The following is a 16,719-nucleotide window of genomic DNA, read 5'->3' as shown; positions in this document are numbered from 1 at the left end:
AGCTGTCAGCGGCGTCGGGCGTCGAGCGCCGCGACGGCGGGGTGGACGAGGCGCTCCGCCAGTCGGGCGGGCAGCTGCGCCAAGGCGGGTGCGGCGGGCTCCTGCACGCGGGAGCGGGCGGACTTGGGCCACCGGGTCTCGCGCAGGGTGTGGACGCGGAAGTCGCGCCGGGCCTGGCTGGCGCACCAACGGGCATAGTCGTCGGTGATGGTGAGACCGCCATCGCTCGGGATATGCACCAGGCCGGGGAAGTGGTCGGGCTCGCGCTAAAGCCACCGGCGCCCCCGAGGCATGGTGGTCACCTGCTCCGCACAACGACCGGAACCGCGGCAGCGGCCGTGGCAGCGGTGCTCTGCTGATCGGCCCGGGCCAGGAGGTCCATCAGGTCCCGCTCGGCCTCGTCACGTGCGGTCGCGATGTCCTCCAGGACCTCCAGCTGGGTGCTGATGTCGTCCAGAAGCCGGTCGTCGACCCGGCGCTGGCGGTCGGTGGCGAGCCGCAGCCGGACGAGCTCGAAGGCGGTCTGGGTCTCGGCCTGGGCCAGGCGCCGGTGGGCGTCGCGCAGACGGGCGGCCGTGTCGCCGATGCCGTCCTGGGCGGCGTGCAGGGCGGCGATGCTGAGGCTGGTGGCCGCCTCGACCTGGGAGTCGAAGCGGGTGAGCGGTGCGGACAGGGCGGACATGGGTACCTCCGTGGGACGGGGAAGGGACGGGTCAGAAAGCCAGACCGGGGGCCTTCGCGGGGGTGGGCACCGCGGGCGCGGGGGGATGGGGCTGGGCGGGGTGAAAACGGTCGGCGTTGCGCGTGGTGGTGTGGGCGGCAGCGACGCGGGCGCCGGCGGTGGGCAACACTCCTGCCGCGGGGAAGGACAGCGGCCGTCCGAACCCCTCCTCAGCGGCGATAAGGTCGGGGTAGGGGACGACGCCCCACCAGCTGCTGCCCTGCTCGGTGTAGAAGGTCGCCGCCCGGCCGGTGGCCGGGTAGGTGCCCAACAGCTCGCTCTCGCCGTACGGGCCGTCGAAGCGGGCTACGAACACGAGATGGCCTGCGGCGACGTCCGCACTCACGTGGTGGTGGAAGACCGTCCCCGGGCCAGTGGTCTGCGCTGGGCGGGCCTCGCCCGCCGGGCCGATGGCCTGCGCGGCCTGCTGGCGCTGCTCGTCAACGGAATACAGGCGCAGCAGCCCGTAGCCGTGTGCGGCCAGGAGTCGGGCGGCGTCGCGGATCATCCACTCGGCGGAGATCTGCGGCTTCTCGGGCAGGCGGTACAGGACATCGTCGCCGTGCTGCACGAAGCCGGCCTCGACCAGTTGCGCGGCGCAGACCGCGTTGGGCGCGAGGGCAGTGTGGGTGCCCAGGGCTGCGTCGTAGGCGACGCTCACGTGCGTCACGGCTCCTGCTCCTCGTCGCCGGAGTCGGCGTCCTCGGCGGGGTCGGGGCCGGTGTAGCCGTAGACCGCGCGTTCCAGTTCACCGAGGTGGGTGAGGCTGGTGTGGAGGCGGAAGCCGTTCAGCCGTTCGGCGACGTACTCCTGGCGGTCTGCCTCGGCGACGGCGACCTTGGCCAGGTTCTTGGTGGGCAGCCGGCCCCATTCGAGAAGGTCGGTGGGGGTGGCACGCTCCATCCACACCCACACGCCGCCGCCCAGCTTCAAGATGCCCTGCGGGTGGAACATCCCGGCCCGTCGGCGGGGCTTGGGGCTGCGGCGGTCACCGAAACCCCTGACGAGGGAGCCGGCGAGCTTGCCGACGGCGGCCGAGCGCACGTGGACATCCAGGTCCTCACCGGCCAGCCGCTCGCGCAGCTCCACCTCCAGGTCGCTGCGGCGGAAGCGGCCGGTCTGGTCGGTGACGTGGGCGGCGGCGTCCTCGACGATCTGCCACAGCCGCAAGTCGGCGGTGTCGCTCACGCGGCCTCACGCTCCCGCCACGTCCGGGCCATCTCGGTCAGGGCCTCGATGGCGTGGTCGATGACCTCGGCAGTGACCGGCCGGCCGGTGAGCATGAACTGCGGGTCGTAGAGCAGTGCGGTGTCGGTGCCGCGGGCCTGGGCGAGTGGTGGAACGGCCTCGCACAGGAAAGTCGTGGCGACCTTGCGCCGCCGGACTTCCTCCTCGGCCCTCTCCTTGCGCTCCGCCCACGCTCCGGGCAGCGTGAGCTCCCCGTCGACTACCTTGTCGGCCAGTTCCGGGTCCTCCGCCCGCAGCCGGGCGAGCTGGGACTCGGCGGAGTCGGACTGCGCCTTGGCTTCCCGGGCGGTCTTGTACGCCTCGTTGAGGCCGATGGCGCCGCTGATGACCGACTCGGCGAGGTCCGGGGCGTGGCGCAGCACGGTCAGGGCCTGGCTGATCCGAGAACCCGACACTCCGGCCTGCTCGCCCAGCGCCCGTCCGGTGGTTGACCCGGTAAAACCGGCGGGGTCTTCTCCGGTAACGCCGTGAAGATTTACCCCGTGAAGGCTGGCCTTCGCGGCGACCATGGCCAGCTGGCCCTTGGTGATGTGGCGGCAGCGCGCATTGACGAAGAAGGCGTAGGCGTCGGCGTCGCCCTCGTAGGTGGTGAACTCGGGTTCCACTCCGGCGAGTTCGCATGCCGCGAGGCGGTTTCGGCCGTCGAGGAGTCGGCCGTTCACGTCGAGGACGATCGGGTGCTGCAGGCCGTGCTCGGTGATGCTGTCGGCGAGGGCCTGCAGCTCCTCGTCGTCGAGCATGGGGAAGTAGGTGGCGATGGGGTGGAACTCGATGGGGGGGTTCTCCTGGCTTCGGTGGGGTCGGTGCCGAGGGCCCGCCGCCGGGAGGGCGGGCGGCGGGGAGGCGGGAGTGGATCACGCAGCGCGCAGTGCGTCGGGATTCGTGAACCCGACGGTCTTCTCGCCCATCCGGGCGTCGGTGTCGAACAGGTCGCGTTCGGCCGGGTGCAGGACGTGCTGGACGACGAAGGATCGGCCGGCGAGCTTGTGGAGTCCGCGGCCCCGGCCGCAGTTGGCGATGGCCTCGGTCTCCACTCCGGTCAGGCCCAACAAACTTGCGGTGGCGGCAAGTTGGTCGGGCTCCTGGCGGTAGATGATGCGGGTCGCGCAGTCGGAGAGCAGGCCCTCCGCGAGGGCGCGGCCGCGCGATCCGGCGTCGCCGGCCGACAGCAGGTCGGACAGGCGGTGGATGACGATGAGGTTGGCGATGCCCAGGCCGCGGGCGAGCTTGAGCTGGGCCTGCATGCGTTCCAGCAGCGGCAGGTGTCGCATCAGGCGCCACGCCTCGTCGTAGACGACCCAGCGGCGGCCGCCGGCCGGGTCCGAGAGCGCGGCCTCCATCCAGGCGGATGCGCAGGTCATCGCCAGGATCAGTCCTGTGTCGTCGCCCGCCGAGCCCAGGGCGGACAGGTCGATGGTGAGCATCGGGGCCCGCGGGTCGAACTCGACGGTGGAGGGTGCGTCGAACATGTTGGCGAGGTCGCCCTGGACGAGACGGCGCAGGGCATGGGCGAGGTCTTCGGCGGCGGCGCCCAGGCGGCGGGCCGGGTCGCCGAGCGCGTCGTCGAGGCGGGCGGCGTCGCCAAGCACGGCGGCGATGTGGCCGAGCAGCGGGACGCGGCCGGTGCGGGAGGCTTCGGCGACGACCTCGTCGAGGGCGACGTCGAGCGCCGTGTGCTCCATTGGCAGCAGGTCGCGGTGCAGGACGGTGCGGGCAAGGGCGGCGAGCAGCAGCAGGCGTCGCTTTCGGACCTCGGCCGCCCAGTCGCCCTCGTCGACGCCCGGCGGCGCGGCCGGGGCGTCCAGCGGGTTGAGGCGGCCGCTCATGCCGGGGCCGAGCGAGATGGTCCGTCCGCCCAACTCCTGCGCCACCGAGGTCCATTCGCCCTTCGGGTCGCAGGGGACGTAGACCTTGTAGCCGTGGGCGATCGAGCGCAGCGCGATGGACTTGGCGAGCGCCGACTTGCCCATGCCGATCACGCCGGCCAGCAGCACGGACGGGTTGGTGAAGCCTTCGACCTTGCCGTAGAGGGCGAACGGGTCGAACAGGTAGGACGCTTCGGAGTGGACGTCTCGGCCGATGTACACGCCGCCGGCTCCGAGGCCGCCTTCGGCGAGGAACGGGAAGGCGCCGGCGGCCACGGCGGTGGTCATGCGGTGCGGGGGGAGTTTGAGCTTGCCGCCGCGGGCGGAGGCCGGGCCGGGGCGGCCGGAGGCCGGGTAGAGGGGGCGTTCGTCGAGTTCGTCGACCTCTCCGGCGGCTCGGCGGGGCGGCCGGTCGGCGAGGCGGGCCTGGCGGCGCGCTTCGGCCAGGTCGCGGCGGGCCCGGCGGCGCTCGGTGCGGTCCCCCTTGGCGGGGGTGAACAGGGGGCTGGCGCTGGTGCTGGTGCGGGTACGCAACCGGTCTCCTCTCTTGCAGGCGCCGGGCTCAGCGGCGGAGGAGGCCGGGGGCGGGGGCGTGCAGGTCGGTGGGGGTGGTGATCCGGCGCAGTCGGGCGGCGGCGACGGAGTGGCGCTGGCAGATCGTCAGGTCTGGCGCGCCGTCGGGCAGCCGCGAGGCGCAGGCGTCGCGGGTCGGCCTGGTGCCGTCGGGTCGGGGCGTGGCGTGGTACGCGCCGTGGAGGTGGTCGCCGACCTGCCACAGGCGCAGGCGGGCGTTGTGGAGGTGGTCGCCGGCGGCGGGGGCGTGGGGGCGGGTGCGGGCGGTGGCGGTGTCGAGGAGGTCGAGCAGCGCGACGGCATGGGCGTGGAGATCGTCGAGTTCACTGCGGGAGAGGGGCTCGCTCTCGGCGAGGCGGGTGTGGTGGTGGACGTCGACGGCGGCGGAGGCAAAACGCAGCAGGTCACTGCGGTCGGAGAGGTCGTGGGACAAGGAGCGGGGGCGCCCTTCGGTGGTCAGAGTCGGGCGAGGGGCAGGGCCGCGGAGGTGAACGCCTCGGCCTGCTGCATCGTCAGGCGGCGCAGGTCGATCAGGGCGGCGACGGCGGCGGTCTCGACCTGGGCACAGGCGGCGCTGAGCTGTTCCGGGTCGTCGGCGGAGACGACGAGCAGGCCGGTCATGGCGACGTCGGCGTGGCCGGCGATCAGCTGGAGTTCGCGGGCCTTGACGTCGGCGTACTCGACGGTGTCGGTCTCGGAGTCGACCTGGCCGCGGCGCACGCGCTCGGCGGCGTCGGCGATGATCGTCGCCTTCTTGCGCTGGACGTCCTTGAGAGCGGCGTCGAGCTGCTGGGGGGCATAGGTCAGCGACAGGGTGCGGCGCACGCCCGAGGAGTACAGCAGCTGGTGGAGGAAGCCGGCCGAAGTTTCGGTGCGGGGCCACTGCTCGATCCAGTAGACGGTGTGGCAGGCGGAGTCCGTGCGGATCGACTCGGCCTCCTCGACCAGGACGACCGGTCCGGCGGCGGCGATGTCGGCTTCCGGGCGGCCGGATTCGCTCCAGCGTTCCAGGTCGCCGAGCACGGCCGGGTCGTAGGCGGTGCGGACCACTGCGGCGATCTCGGCGGCGGTCAGCCAGCCGCCCGGTGTCAGGCCCGCGCCGCGCACGGACTGGTCGAGGGAGGCTGTCAGCTGGTGAAGGACGGCGAACGCGCCGGCCAGGCCGCCGCCGGCCTGGTTGATCAGGCGGCGGGCTTCGCGCAGGTCGAGGGCGATGGCGATGTACGCCTCGTGCGGGGCGGCGGAAGGCCCTGCGGCGGCAAGGAGGTCTTCGTAGATCGGGCCGGCGACGGCGGTGGAGGGGCGGCCGTGCTCCAGCCAGTAGCGCTGCAGGGTGTCGCCGGAGTCGGGGACGGTGCGCTCGATGACCTGGACGCGGGCGATCTGCCCGGAGCGCGACAGCGCGGCCAGCGCCCTCCCCCACCCGGTGACGTTGCTGTTCTGCGTGGCGGGGTCGAGCAGCGCGAACGCGCGGGAGGAGACGCGGGTGACGGCGGTGAGGGTGTTCTGCTGCTGGTCGTGGACGGCTCCGAGCTTGCCGTCGGGGCTGGTGACGGCACGCAGGGAGGCTGCGGTGCCGGGCAGGTGCAGCAGTCCTTCGCGGCGGGGGCGGGTGGACGGCCGCGCCAGCCACAGGAGTTGGCCGCGGGTGCGGCGCAGCTGGTAGCGCAGGGCGATCGGCACCCACTCGGCGATGGAGCGGCCCCGGACTCGGAAGACGACGGCGGCGGCGAGCAGGGCCCACAGGGGGCTGAGAGCGAGGGCGGCGGGGACGCCCGTGGTCATCAGCACGGCGAGCAGCAGCAGGCCGCCGGTGCCGGCGATGGCGAGCTGCGGGAGGGTGAGGCCGAGGAGGATGCCTCGGCGTGAGCGGGTGGGAAATCGGATCGTGTCAGGGTGTTCGCTGGTCAGGGCTGTTCTCTACCTGGGGTGCGGGGGCGGAAGGACCGGTCCCGGGCCCTCCCGGACGGCGGCGGTCCGGGAGGGCGGGCGCGGAGGGGGGACGCGGAGGGGAAGGTGCCAGGCGTCAGGAGGACGGCGGGCGCTCGGGGAACCGGAAGCGCTGCCCGGCCGGAACCGGAGTGGACGCCCGGCCCGCAGGGGGCGCGATGACCGGGCTGAAAGCCGGGGCACCGGACCCGGGCGAAGCGGCACTGCCGGTGGACACGGCCGGGGAGGGCCCGGCTGCGGAAGGCCCGCTGGTGGAGCCGGGCGTGGAGATCCGGGCAGAGCCGGCTGCCTTCGTGGCGGGAGAGGCCGCCGAAGCGCTGCCCGCCGAGGCGGAAGCGGCGGCGGGGGAGCTCGCGTGGGACAGCAGGGGCCTGCCCTGGTCGCCGTCCGGGCGCTCCGAGTCGGAGCGGGTGAGCAGCGGGACTCCGCCGTCGCCCGGCCCGGAGCGCACGGGCGCCCCGTAGGTGAAGCTGGTCGGGGCCGCCTTGGCGAGAGTGCTGTCGGCCGAAGGTCCTGATCCGCCGCTCTGAGTGCCGGAGGACATGCCGGGGATCTGGGAGGGGCCCTGCGGGCTGGCGGCGCCGCCCGCAGCGGCGCTTCCCGCGTCGGCACCGCCTGCGGCGGCGCCCGCGCCTCCGGTGCCGGCGGTCGCCGCCATCTGCCCGCCGCGCTTGGCGGCGGCGGTGGCGGTCTGCAGACCTGCGGCGGTGGAGCGGTGAAGGTCGTGGGCCTGTCCGTCGCCCGCCCAGTGGACGAACTTGTAGACCATGAACGGGCAGCACAGGACGAGGGCCATCACGACCAGGCCGGCGATGATGTCGCTGAGCGCGGTCAGGCCGTCCTTCGTGTCGCTCTCGCCGATCGCGGTGACGCCCACCAGCATGATGATCGTCATGACCAGTTTGGAGACGACGACGGTGGCGGTGGCCTCCACCCAGCGTCGCCGCCAGTCGCGCGTCGGCTCCCAGGGGCCGCCTGCCGCGGCGAGCGGCGCCAGGACGACCAGGATGAGGATCGACACCTTGCGGAAGATCATCATGCCCCAGTAGAGGATCGCGCCGACCGCGCAGCCCAGGGCCGTCAGGGCGGGGATCGCCCAGCCCAGCGGGGTGGTCGCGGTGATCATCGAGACCTTGACCAGGCGGCGCACGGCGTCGTCCATGGAACTGTTGGCGATGGTGAACAGGCCCCTGCTCAGGGCCTCGACGACCGCGATGGCGACGGACGTGAAGGTGATCGCGCACATCGCGAAGAAGATGGAGGAGACGGTGCCGGTGACGGCCTGGCCGAGGGCTTGTCCGTCCCTGCGCCACGCGGCCCGCACGAGCTGCAGGGTGAACGTCATCACGATCATCGTGAGCGCGATGGGCAGGATCAGCGCGTAGTTGGCGCGGAACCAGTCCGCGGACAGGTCGACGGCGGTGGTCGTATCGACCGCGCGGGAGGCCATGTCGACTGCCGACTTGGCGAGGTCGCCGCAGCTCTGGGCGATCCAGTTGCCGATGCTGCCGGTGATGCTGCTGGCGACACCGCCGGGGGTGACGTCGCACAGCGCGCCGGCCAGGGGAAGGTCGCAGAACCCGATAGGGGATCAGCTCCTGTCGATAGAAGGGGGAAGCGGTCGGCTCATGGGTGGACGGTGGGGGCGATGGCGGCCAGCGCGCAGTCCTGCTGCGGGCGGCACTGCACGGCGAGGGTGATCGCCCGGGACTCGCCGCCGCGTCCTCCGCCGTTCCAGGCGACGTCGACGGTGCCGGTGACGGTGACCGCGTAGACGTACGCGCGGCTCAGCGCGCCGGGGTCCTGGGCGACGGCCTGCCGGAAGGCGTCCGGCAGGTGCGCCTCCAAGTCGCGGGCAGTGGAGCTCTGTCCGGTGTCGCGCATCCGCGACCACAGCACCGGGTCGGGGACCTGGGCCGCGACGGAGGCGCCGTCGGCGTACTGGCTCTCCGGGGTGAGCCACAGCCGCAGGCCGCCGACGAACGCCGGCTGGTCGACGGCGCGGGTGTCGTAGGACCACAGGGTGCGGGCGAACGCGGTGGCGTACTCGGTCGGGGAGTTGGTGTGCGGCGGGCGGGCGACGCCCGAGGCGGCGTGGCCCGACGGTTCGGCAGAGGCGGTTGGCGCGGGGGCGGGGCGGGCGGGGGCGGTGGGCGCGGCTGCGGCGGGTCGGTCGCCGTGGCGGCCGCCTGCCAGCAGGGCGGCGAGCCCGGCCAGCAGGGCGGCGGCCAGCAACACGCCCAGCCCGATCAGCATCCTCCGGCCGAAGACCGAACGACCACTGTTCAGACGGGACTTGGGCACTTACTTGACCTGTGTTCCGAGCGTCGAGAAGAAGCTCACGAGGCCGTTCGCGGCACCCAGGAGCAGGGCGACACCGGCGGCGACAAGCGCGCCCTGCTTGCCCTTCGCCTCGGCGCCGTGGCTTCCGGTGTGGTGGCCCCATGCCCAGACGATGCCGGCCACGCACAGGGCGCCGACGGTGGCGATGACGGCGAAGAGGTTGATCGAGGAGACGACCTGCTTGAGGACGGACAGGCCCGGCAGGCCGCCTTCGGCCGGGGAGACGCCCGGGTCGTAGGCGAGCTGGTTGACCGCCTCGGCAAGGATCAAGGACAAACGTATCTCCAGGGGGATTTGGGCATGCCGGGGCGCGCGGGGGCGCCGCTGCGGCGTGAAGGTGAAGGGGGAGAAGAGGAGGGAGGCTCAGGGGACGATGCGGCGGATGGCGGTCACGCCCGATTTCCACGAGCTGAACTGGGCGATGCGCACGACGTCGCCGGTGTGCGGGGCGTGCACCACGAGTCCGGAGCCGATGTACATGCCGACGTGCTCCGGCCCGCTCGGGCCTGGCGTCGTGAACAGCAGGTCGCCGGCGCGTACGTCGGCGACCTGGACGGCGCTTCCCTGCCTGACCTGGTCGTAGGTGACGCGGTCGAGGGTGGCGACGCCGCCGGCCTTGTACGCCTGCTGCATCAGGCTGCTGCAGTCGCAGCGGCCCATCGGATCCGGCCCGTGGCTGTTGGTACAGGAACCGCCCCACTGGTAGGGGGTGTTGAGCTGGCCGAGAGCCCAGCGGATAGCGGACTGGACGGCCGGCGGGACGTCGGTCGGCACCTGGTAGCCGGCCGGAAGGGCCCCGGCCGGGATGACGCCCCAGTCGGTGTCCGAGCCCGGCGGCGTGCACGAGCCGGGCGAGGTCGCCGCAGGCGAGGTGGCACCCGACGACGGGCCGAGCGTCTTGACGATCGCCTGCTGGAGCGCGGTCGCGAGCGGCTCCCACTGCGCGTACGCGTCCGGATAGCCGCTGCGCTGAACCGCCTGCGCGGCGACCGTGAGCGGCAGATCCTGCCAGCCGGACACGTTGAGCAGCTCCTTGTAGAAGGCGGTGGAGGCGTACACCGGATCGGTCAACTGCTCTGGTGTTCCCCAGCCTTGGGACGGTCGCTGCTGGAAGAGGCCCAGGCTGTCGCGGTCGCCGTAGGACAGGTTGCGCAGGCGTGACTCCTGCATCGCGGTGGCCAGGGCGATGATCTGACCGCGGGCCGGGACCTGCAGCGCGATGCCGGTGGCGACGATGGCCTTGGCCATCGGGATCTGCGTGGTGGGCAGGTCCAGCCCCTCCACCGGGGCGGTGGGGCCGGAGCCGCCGTCGATGATCAGCTTCACCGCCGCTTCGACGGCGGCGGTGTCGACGGCCTGCGAATCAGCGGCCGGACAGGCTGCGGCGTTCCCGGCCAGCGCAGCAAAGGGCAGGACCACGATGAACGGGGCGAGCAGGATTCCGCCTCCGACGGCGGCGGCAAGCTTCTTCACCGGCGCCGCCGGCGGGGCGGTCCTCCTCGGCGCGGGCCCGGGTCACGGGCGGTCCGGAAAGCAAGCAGGGGAATTCCCGACACGGGCGTCTCCGATTGTGTGAGCGGCGGCGCTAGCAGACTCGTCCAAGGGCATGCGTGCGCCACCGAAGGGTGCGAAGGAATCGACCGGGCTCCCAACTCGCCTGCTGCCTACGGAAGTTACAGCTTCCATCGGCGCATCTCAGCGGGTCGGTGCTCCTGGCGACATGCAAGACGTTAGGAGGCCGGATATCTCCCGAGCAAGGAATCCGCGGATTTCCGCGAGCACTCTCGAATTCCTTGTCGGGGAGATATCCGGCCTCCTACTGTCCTTTCAGGCCCAGCGGCAGAGATACGCGGCGGGCTCATCCCGTCCGCTCCGCCTCTCGGGCCTCCGCCCGGTCCGCGCCCCGCCGACCGGCGGCTTCCCACCCCTTGCGAGGACATGACCACTTGACCGGACCTGATTACACGCTCCTGCGGGGCGACGCCCTGACCCGGCTGACCGAACTGCCCAACAGCACCGTCGACTGCGTCATCTGCGACCCCCCGTACAACAGCGGCGGCCGCACCACCCAGGAACGCACCGGCCGCAGCGCCCGCGAGAAGTACACGAGCGGCACCAAGGTGGTGCTGCCGGACTTCCCCGGCGAGAACAAGGACCAGCGCAGCTACGGCTTCTGGCTGTCCCAGCTGCTCGCCGAGGCGTTCCGCGCCACCCGCGACGGCGGCACCGTGGCCGTCTTCGCGGACTGGAGGCAGCTGCCGACCACGACCGACGCACTGCAGGCCGGCGGCTGGCTGTGGCGCGGCATCGTGCCCTGGTACAAGCCAGCCGCGCGCCCGCAGAAGGGGCGTTTCACTCAGCACTGCGAGTTCGTGGCCTGGGGCTCGAAGGGGGCGCTGGACGGCGACCGCAACCCCGTCTATCTCAAGGGCCTCCTGGAGGGCAGCCAGCCCAAGGGCTCCAGCCGCGAGCACATCACGCAGAAGCCGCTCGCCATGATGCGGGACCTGGTGCAGATCTGCCCGCCCGGCGGCACCGTCCTCGACTTCACCGCCGGATCCGGCTCCACCGGCGTCGCGGCCCTCCAGCAGGGCCGCTCCTTCCTCGGCATCGAGCTGACCGACCACTACGCGGACATCGCCGAACGACGCCTGGCCGAAGCCCGGCAGAGCCTCACCAAGGCCGAACAGGCCGACCGCCTGTAGAACCTCCGCCCGGGTGGCCCTCCGCAGGTCGTCCGAAGGGCCACCCGGGACGTCCGACGCCCAGCCCGATCCCCGTAACCTACTCCGCCCAAGAGAGCACCCGATGAACAGGCGCAGCACCGTGAACTTCCAGCACAGGAAGGGACGTTGACCGCCACGCCGCCGACTGGGCAGCCCGTGGCCGTCGCCCGGCACTGCCTGGCCGGCCCGGGCAGTCACGCCGAGGCCCGGCAGGCCCTGCACATCCTCACCGGTGCGCGCGGTTGGCCGCAGCACTACGACCCCGAGACAGAGAACAGCTTCGTCAGCAGCCCGTGCGGCCTGGTGCACGTCGGCCACCTGCCCGACCACTTCTGGCCGTGGAAGCTCAACGTCGCCGACAGCCCGATGCAACTCCCCCGGTGGCGGGCCGAGTTCTCCCCGCAGACGCCCCCCGTGGTCGTCTCCGCGATCCTCGACATCGTGGCACGGACCCTGGAGACCGATCCCGACCGCCTCACCGGCACCACCCTCGACGCCGCCGAGGCCACTGCGGTCCTCGTCCGGGCCGGGTGGAAGACCGAGCACACCGGCACCCACACCCTCGTGACCTCGCCCGATCCGCAGCCCGGGCTCGCCGGCCTGTCCGTCCAACGCCATCCCGAACCGTGGCAGGACGATCCTCTCGACCAGTTCGAGGACACGGTCGCCCTCTGGTGCGGGGCCCCTGACAGCCCCGAGAGATGGAGCGCTGACTTCAGCCGCGACACCCCGATGCACCTGGTAGCCGCCATCAGCAGCGAACTCGTCCCACCCGTCGTGCCACATCCCATACCCGGCCGTACGTCCCGCCTCCGGATGACCGCTGCCCGCGGACGCCCCGCCCCCGCCGACCCGGCGAGCCCACCGCCCGAACACTTCCGTCGCCTCGCAGGGCACTCCGCCTCGCGGCGCCTCGTCCAGCCGACACGCTAGCGCCGAGGCCGATCCGGAAGTCGATCGCCCCGACCACCCGCAGCCGCCGAGCGCTGCCATACGCCGAAAGAACACGCCACTGCCGTACTACCCCGAGGTCAGCGACCTCACCGAAGACCTCGAACTCGACGGCCTGGAGGCCGCCGACCTCCGCACCGTGCAGGTCCTGGACTGGCTCGCCGACTACGAACGCGACCGCGTGGTCCTCTACGGCTACGGCCCGCCGGACAGCGGCACGGGCGACCACTATTACCTGGCGTACGACCACGGCCGCCAACACGAGGGCAGGGCAGCGTTCTTCGGCGTCCATCTGCACATCGACCCCAACCGCACCTCGCTGCGCGCCGAGATGCAGGACCAGCCGATGCCTGAGCTGGCCGAGAACTGGCTGGCCAGCCGAGGCGCCGACCGAGGCAGGCTGCGGCGACTCGCCGATGATGTCTTCCTCCCCCTCGGCGACCCCGAGTCCACCGAAGTCGAGTCCCTGCTGCGGGAATCGGGCCACCGGTTCGACGTCGTCGACAGCCGATCCACCCAGGACGGCGACCACTTCCAGACCTACGCCGTCGCCACCGACCGCACACCGCCCGACCCCGACCGACCCGTCGCAGCCTTCGTCAGTTCCCGTACCGGCGAAGCCCCTTCGCGCCTGCGCGCCGCGCACTTTCCCACTCGCGAAGCCGCAGCCGAGTGGATCCGTGGCGCCAAGCCCCTGCCGCAGCCCGCCCCGACCCGGTCCGAAGCCGCCCGCCTCGACAGCAGGCCTGCCGGAACAGCCCAGCCCGCCGCTGAAGCCACCCCTTCCCCTCCGGAGACGAACCGGCGGCCGCACCGCCGCTGAACAACGCGGCGCCGACCAGCACCCGGCAACGGCTCCGGCGGCGACCGCTCAGCCTGATCCCGCAACTGTCCGGCCCGCCCCCGCTGCACGGAGCCCCACCTGACCCCTGGCACCCCCGTCACCGTCACTCCCGGACACCTGGCCGGCCCCGGCGACGCCGCCTTCAACGAGTTCGTCGACACCAACGACACCTGGCAGCGCCACCGCCCGTACGACGACACCACCATCGCCGTCCACGAACGGCTAGCCGCCCGGATCGAGCTGGACCACGAGGCCGAGGACGAGCAGCCCCGCTGGACCTTCGCCGTCTACACCTCGCGCCGCACCGATCAGCGGTGAACGCCGTCGCCGCTGAACCCTGAAAGGACATTTCTTCCGATCACCACCAACCCCGACCCGACCACCCACCTCGACGTCACCGCCCGCCACCTCGCCGGCGCCGAGGTGACGACCGTCCCGGTCGCCCGCGCGGTTCTCGCCTACGGCTGGCGGCACGACTACAACGACGCCCTCGACCAGACCTTTGTCAGCAGCCCCGACCACCGCTTCCGCATCGGGATGGGCCAGCTCGACCCCGGTGCCTGGTGGCGGATCACTGCCGCCCGCGAGCCCCTGGGACCGCCGCAGTGGATGGCCGCCTTCTCCAAGGACACTCCGGAAGAACTGGTCGCCGCCGTCACCGAGGCACTCCACGTCCCGCTGCCCCGGACCGACTGGACCGGCGAGGCCCACCCGGCACTCCAGGAAGGGACCTTCGACGGCGACGCCGCCCTCGACGCCCTCGTCGCCGCAGGCTGGCGCAACCTCGGCGAACCCCACGGCATCCGACGCGTCGAGTCGCCCGACTACCTCGCCCGCGCCGAACTGCGCCGAGGCGCCGGTCCTCTCGACCTCATGGGCAACTGCGCGCTGGCCGTGTACGCCGGCCCCGAAGAATCCGGCGACCCGTACTGGCAGGCGCTGTTCACCGCAGACACACCCGCGCTGGTCACCAGCGCGTTCGTCCACTCACTCACCGACTCGGCACCGCTGCGGCGCGACGGAGAGTTGATGGACGAGCACCTGCTCGCCCACCTCGGCTACACCCTGACCGAGGACGGCCTCGTACCGATGATTCCGGCCTACACCGACGAGGACCTCACCCGCGCTGCCGCGCAGTCGCTGACCACCCTCCTCGCCGCCGCGGACGGACACCTGGAGATCGACGAGGTCCTGTCCGAACTCGCAGGCCAGCCACTGCCCAGTACCCGCCCCGGGCCCGGCCCGGTCACCACCTGGGGCCAGCTCCCGCCGGAACAGCAGCGGCTGGCCGCGATGCTCACCCTCGACCTCGTCATGGACTCCGCCAGGTACAGCCACCGGCTGCTCGGCCTGGACGACCACGTCACCGGCCAGGAGTGGCAGAACCTCACCAGCGGGAGGACGCCGGCCGTACCCATCGCGGACCTGCGCTTCACCAACGAAGACCTGCACGCCGCAGCCGGCACCATCGCCGCCCACATGATCGCCACCACCGACGACCCCTCCGGGATCCTGAAAGGGTTCTACGGAAAGCCGATCAGCAGCCGGGCCGACGAAGCGACCCCCACGCGGTTCTGGGACCAGCAGCCCGACGATGTCGCACAGCCCGCCTACGACGAGATCTGCCGCCGGTTCACCGCAGCCCACGACTCGGCGGCCGATCTCTTCGCGCCGGGAATGCCGCGGCCCCCGGCGCTGGTCGCCGCCTCTCCCGCCTACCTCGCCGGGCCCGGCCACACCGCAGCGAACACCCCCGCATCCCCGCTGCTGGCCGCCGGGTGGAACTTCGTCGACGCCCCGTTCGGCGACATCTACCTCAGCCCCTGCGGCCGGATCCGCACCACCACCACCAGCTACTCGGCGGGCGGCGTGAGCTGGAGCACGGTCTACACCGACCAGTCGACCGGCGACCGGCTGTGGCACTTCACCGCCGACGACCGGACCCCCGCCGAGATCACAGCGGCAGTGCACGAGGCGATGGCCGCCGCCCAGGCCACCTCGCCGGCTGACCTGCGCTACCCCGCAGTGTCCGGTGGTCTGGAGCCCTTGGCCGAAGCCGACTGGTACATGGACAGCGTGCCTGGTCACATCATCTGGATCGCACCCGACGAGATGGCCTCGGTCAGCCGCACCATCAGCGCGTCCGCGCTCGCCGAGGGCGCGAGTCCCCACTGGGTGGTCTGCGGCGGCGACCTCCAGCCCGGAGGCCAGGGCTGGTACATCGAGATGGCCGACCGAGCACCCCGTCCGCTGCTCACCGCGGTCGCTGCCGCGCTCACCAGCACCGAGCCCGTGGCCCGACTCGCCCGGCAGATCCCACCCGAACACCGGGTGTACATGGACATCGCCCCCCTGAAGCAGCGAACAGCAGCCGCCACAGGAACCGACCGAGCCGCAGCCGCCCGCCACCGCTCCGTGGACGTCGACGCGGTCGCGAGCGACGTCACTCGCAGGCCCGACCAGCACCGCCCCCCGCACCGGGGCCGCCAGCGCTGACCTACTGCAACGAGCCGTCCGCCCGACCACGAACGGACTCCCCCATCCCCGACAACCTGACCGCTTCCGACGACCGGCCCGTCATCATCGACGTGAATCCCGCCTATCTGGCCGGCCCCAACTACGATTTCCAGCCCTTCGAGCGGCTCACCAGCGAGTGTGCCTGGAGCCTCAGCGACAGCTGGGCACTGGGCTCATACCTGACTTGGAGCCCCGACCACCGGTTCTGGTTCGGCGAAACGACCGGCTCCGGCACCTGGTGGCGCATCGCCGCCGTCCGCGAGCCGCTCGGCCCCACCGCGTGGATGGCCCGCCTCTCCTGGCGAACCCCGCCGGAGGTCGTCATCGCCCTCGCGAACGAAGTCGCCCTCCCCGGCCCCTCCACCACCGCCCGGTCCGACGTAGAACACCCCGCCCTCCGCTCTCCCAGCGACCGCCGTTCCCTGCTGCGCATCCTGACCGACGCGGGCTGGCGCAGCGTCTACCGCGCCGGCGCCCTCGACGTCGAAGCGCCCGACCGGCTCGCCCGGGTGCGGGTCCGCGTCGATCCGCCCGGCGACCCGCTCGACCTCACGGACGATCCCCACATCCACGTCGAGGTCGGCCCCCGCGGCTCCGGCGGGCAGCCGCCCTACTGGCAGGCCATGGTGACCGCCGGCGCGCCCACCGTCATCACCGACGCACTCGCCCGAGCCCTCACCACTTCGAACCCGGTCACCCGGGACAAGCGGTGGATGGACGAACGCCTCCTCACCGATCTGGCCCGGATCAGTCCGCCGAAAGCCCTCCAACAGCCCGTCCACCGCTCCGCGCCGCGGCCCGCTGCCACCACCATCGCGCAGCGGGTGGCCGCTGCCGGCTCCCGCACCACGATGCCGACCCGTTCCCCCGCCACGGCCGGCGGCGCAGGACCCGCCGCAGGAGCCCCGTCCCCGTCAACGGGCCGCCCTGCCCGCTGACCTCACGGCGCCTGCCGCGCTGAGGCCCACCCCGTAATCAGGA

The 16,719-nt window shown here is 72.5% G+C and carries 17 protein-coding genes; 5 read left to right on the top strand and 12 right to left on the bottom strand.

What is annotated here, in order from left to right; all coding sequences use genetic code 11:
* Positions 1-5: 5 nt before the first annotated feature.
* The 12 genes from ACFV4P_RS31150 to ACFV4P_RS31095 form a co-directional block, all read right to left on the bottom strand.
* The gene (locus ACFV4P_RS31150; RefSeq protein WP_380476822.1) at positions 6-239 is read right to left on the bottom strand and encodes a hypothetical protein; all 234 of its coding nucleotides are present in this window, start codon (positions 237-239) and stop codon (positions 6-8) included.
* Between the two features lie 59 nt (positions 240-298).
* Entirely contained in the window at positions 299-682 is a 384-nt protein-coding gene (locus ACFV4P_RS31145; RefSeq protein WP_380476821.1) for a hypothetical protein, read from the bottom strand.
* Positions 683-713: 31 nt separating this feature from the next.
* Entirely contained in the window at positions 714-1,391 is a 678-nt protein-coding gene (locus ACFV4P_RS31140; RefSeq protein WP_380476820.1) for a hypothetical protein, read from the bottom strand.
* Complete coding sequence (locus tag ACFV4P_RS31135; RefSeq protein ID WP_380476819.1) at positions 1,388-1,909, bottom strand: hypothetical protein; 522 nt, start codon at positions 1,907-1,909, stop codon at positions 1,388-1,390. The genes ACFV4P_RS31140 and ACFV4P_RS31135 overlap by 4 nt, the downstream gene beginning before the upstream one ends.
* Complete coding sequence (locus tag ACFV4P_RS31130) at positions 1,906-2,709, bottom strand: ParB/RepB/Spo0J family partition protein (protein WP_380476818.1); 804 nt, start codon at positions 2,707-2,709, stop codon at positions 1,906-1,908. Before ACFV4P_RS31130 ends, ACFV4P_RS31135 begins: the two co-directional genes overlap by 4 nt.
* Positions 2,710-2,823: 114 nt before the next feature.
* A complete protein-coding gene (locus tag ACFV4P_RS31125; protein ID WP_380476817.1) occupies positions 2,824-4,368 on the bottom strand; it encodes an ATP-binding protein in 1,545 nt (514 codons plus the stop codon).
* 28 nt (positions 4,369-4,396) lie between these two features.
* Entirely contained in the window at positions 4,397-4,840 is a 444-nt protein-coding gene (locus tag ACFV4P_RS31120) for a DUF6238 family protein (protein ID WP_380476816.1), read from the bottom strand.
* A gap of 23 nt (positions 4,841-4,863) precedes the next feature.
* On the bottom strand, positions 4,864-6,318 hold the full coding sequence (locus tag ACFV4P_RS31115) for an SCO6880 family protein (RefSeq protein WP_380476870.1): 1,455 nt from the start codon (positions 6,316-6,318) through the stop codon (positions 4,864-4,866).
* A gap of 115 nt (positions 6,319-6,433) precedes the next feature.
* Positions 6,434-7,909, bottom strand: a complete 1,476-nt coding sequence (locus ACFV4P_RS31110) for a conjugal transfer protein TrbL family protein (RefSeq protein ID WP_380476869.1) — start codon at positions 7,907-7,909, stop codon at positions 6,434-6,436.
* Positions 7,910-7,983: 74 nt separating this feature from the next.
* Entirely contained in the window at positions 7,984-8,661 is a 678-nt protein-coding gene (locus ACFV4P_RS31105; RefSeq protein WP_380476815.1) for a hypothetical protein, read from the bottom strand.
* Positions 8,662-8,970 carry a DUF6112 family protein gene (locus tag ACFV4P_RS31100; RefSeq protein WP_380476868.1) on the bottom strand — a complete coding sequence of 103 codons (309 nt, stop codon included), beginning with the start codon at positions 8,968-8,970 and terminating at the stop codon, positions 8,662-8,664. It lies immediately after the preceding gene.
* Positions 8,971-9,063: 93 nt separating this feature from the next.
* Entirely contained in the window at positions 9,064-10,173 is a 1,110-nt protein-coding gene (locus tag ACFV4P_RS31095; RefSeq protein ID WP_380476814.1) for an NlpC/P60 family protein, read from the bottom strand.
* A 473-nt stretch (positions 10,174-10,646) separates the two neighbouring features.
* Here ACFV4P_RS31095 and ACFV4P_RS31090 point away from each other — a divergent pair, with 473 nt between their 5' ends.
* From ACFV4P_RS31090 to ACFV4P_RS31070, 5 genes are all read left to right on the top strand, one after another.
* Positions 10,647-11,405: a DNA-methyltransferase gene (locus tag ACFV4P_RS31090; protein ID WP_380476813.1), complete on the top strand. Its 759-nt coding sequence runs from the start codon at positions 10,647-10,649 to the stop codon at positions 11,403-11,405.
* Between the two features lie 147 nt (positions 11,406-11,552).
* A complete protein-coding gene (locus tag ACFV4P_RS31085) occupies positions 11,553-12,359 on the top strand; it encodes a DUF317 domain-containing protein (RefSeq protein ID WP_380476812.1) in 807 nt (268 codons plus the stop codon).
* A gap of 157 nt (positions 12,360-12,516) precedes the next feature.
* The gene (locus tag ACFV4P_RS31080) at positions 12,517-13,200 is read left to right on the top strand and encodes a hypothetical protein (RefSeq protein WP_380476811.1); all 684 of its coding nucleotides are present in this window, start codon (positions 12,517-12,519) and stop codon (positions 13,198-13,200) included.
* A 444-nt stretch (positions 13,201-13,644) separates the two neighbouring features.
* Entirely contained in the window at positions 13,645-15,717 is a 2,073-nt protein-coding gene (locus ACFV4P_RS31075; protein WP_380476810.1) for a DUF317 domain-containing protein, read from the top strand.
* 92 nt (positions 15,718-15,809) lie between these two features.
* Positions 15,810-16,676: a DUF317 domain-containing protein gene (locus tag ACFV4P_RS31070; protein ID WP_380476809.1), complete on the top strand. Its 867-nt coding sequence runs from the start codon at positions 15,810-15,812 to the stop codon at positions 16,674-16,676.
* The last annotated feature ends 43 nt before the right edge of the window (positions 16,677-16,719 follow it).

Origin of the sequence: Kitasatospora sp. NPDC059795, assembly GCF_042732175.1 — a bacterium.
In the GTDB taxonomy this organism is placed as follows: Bacteria; Actinomycetota; Actinomycetes; order Streptomycetales; family Streptomycetaceae; genus Kitasatospora.
Note: the sequence above shows the minus strand (reverse complement) of the source record. Positions and strands in the feature narration are given on the sequence as shown.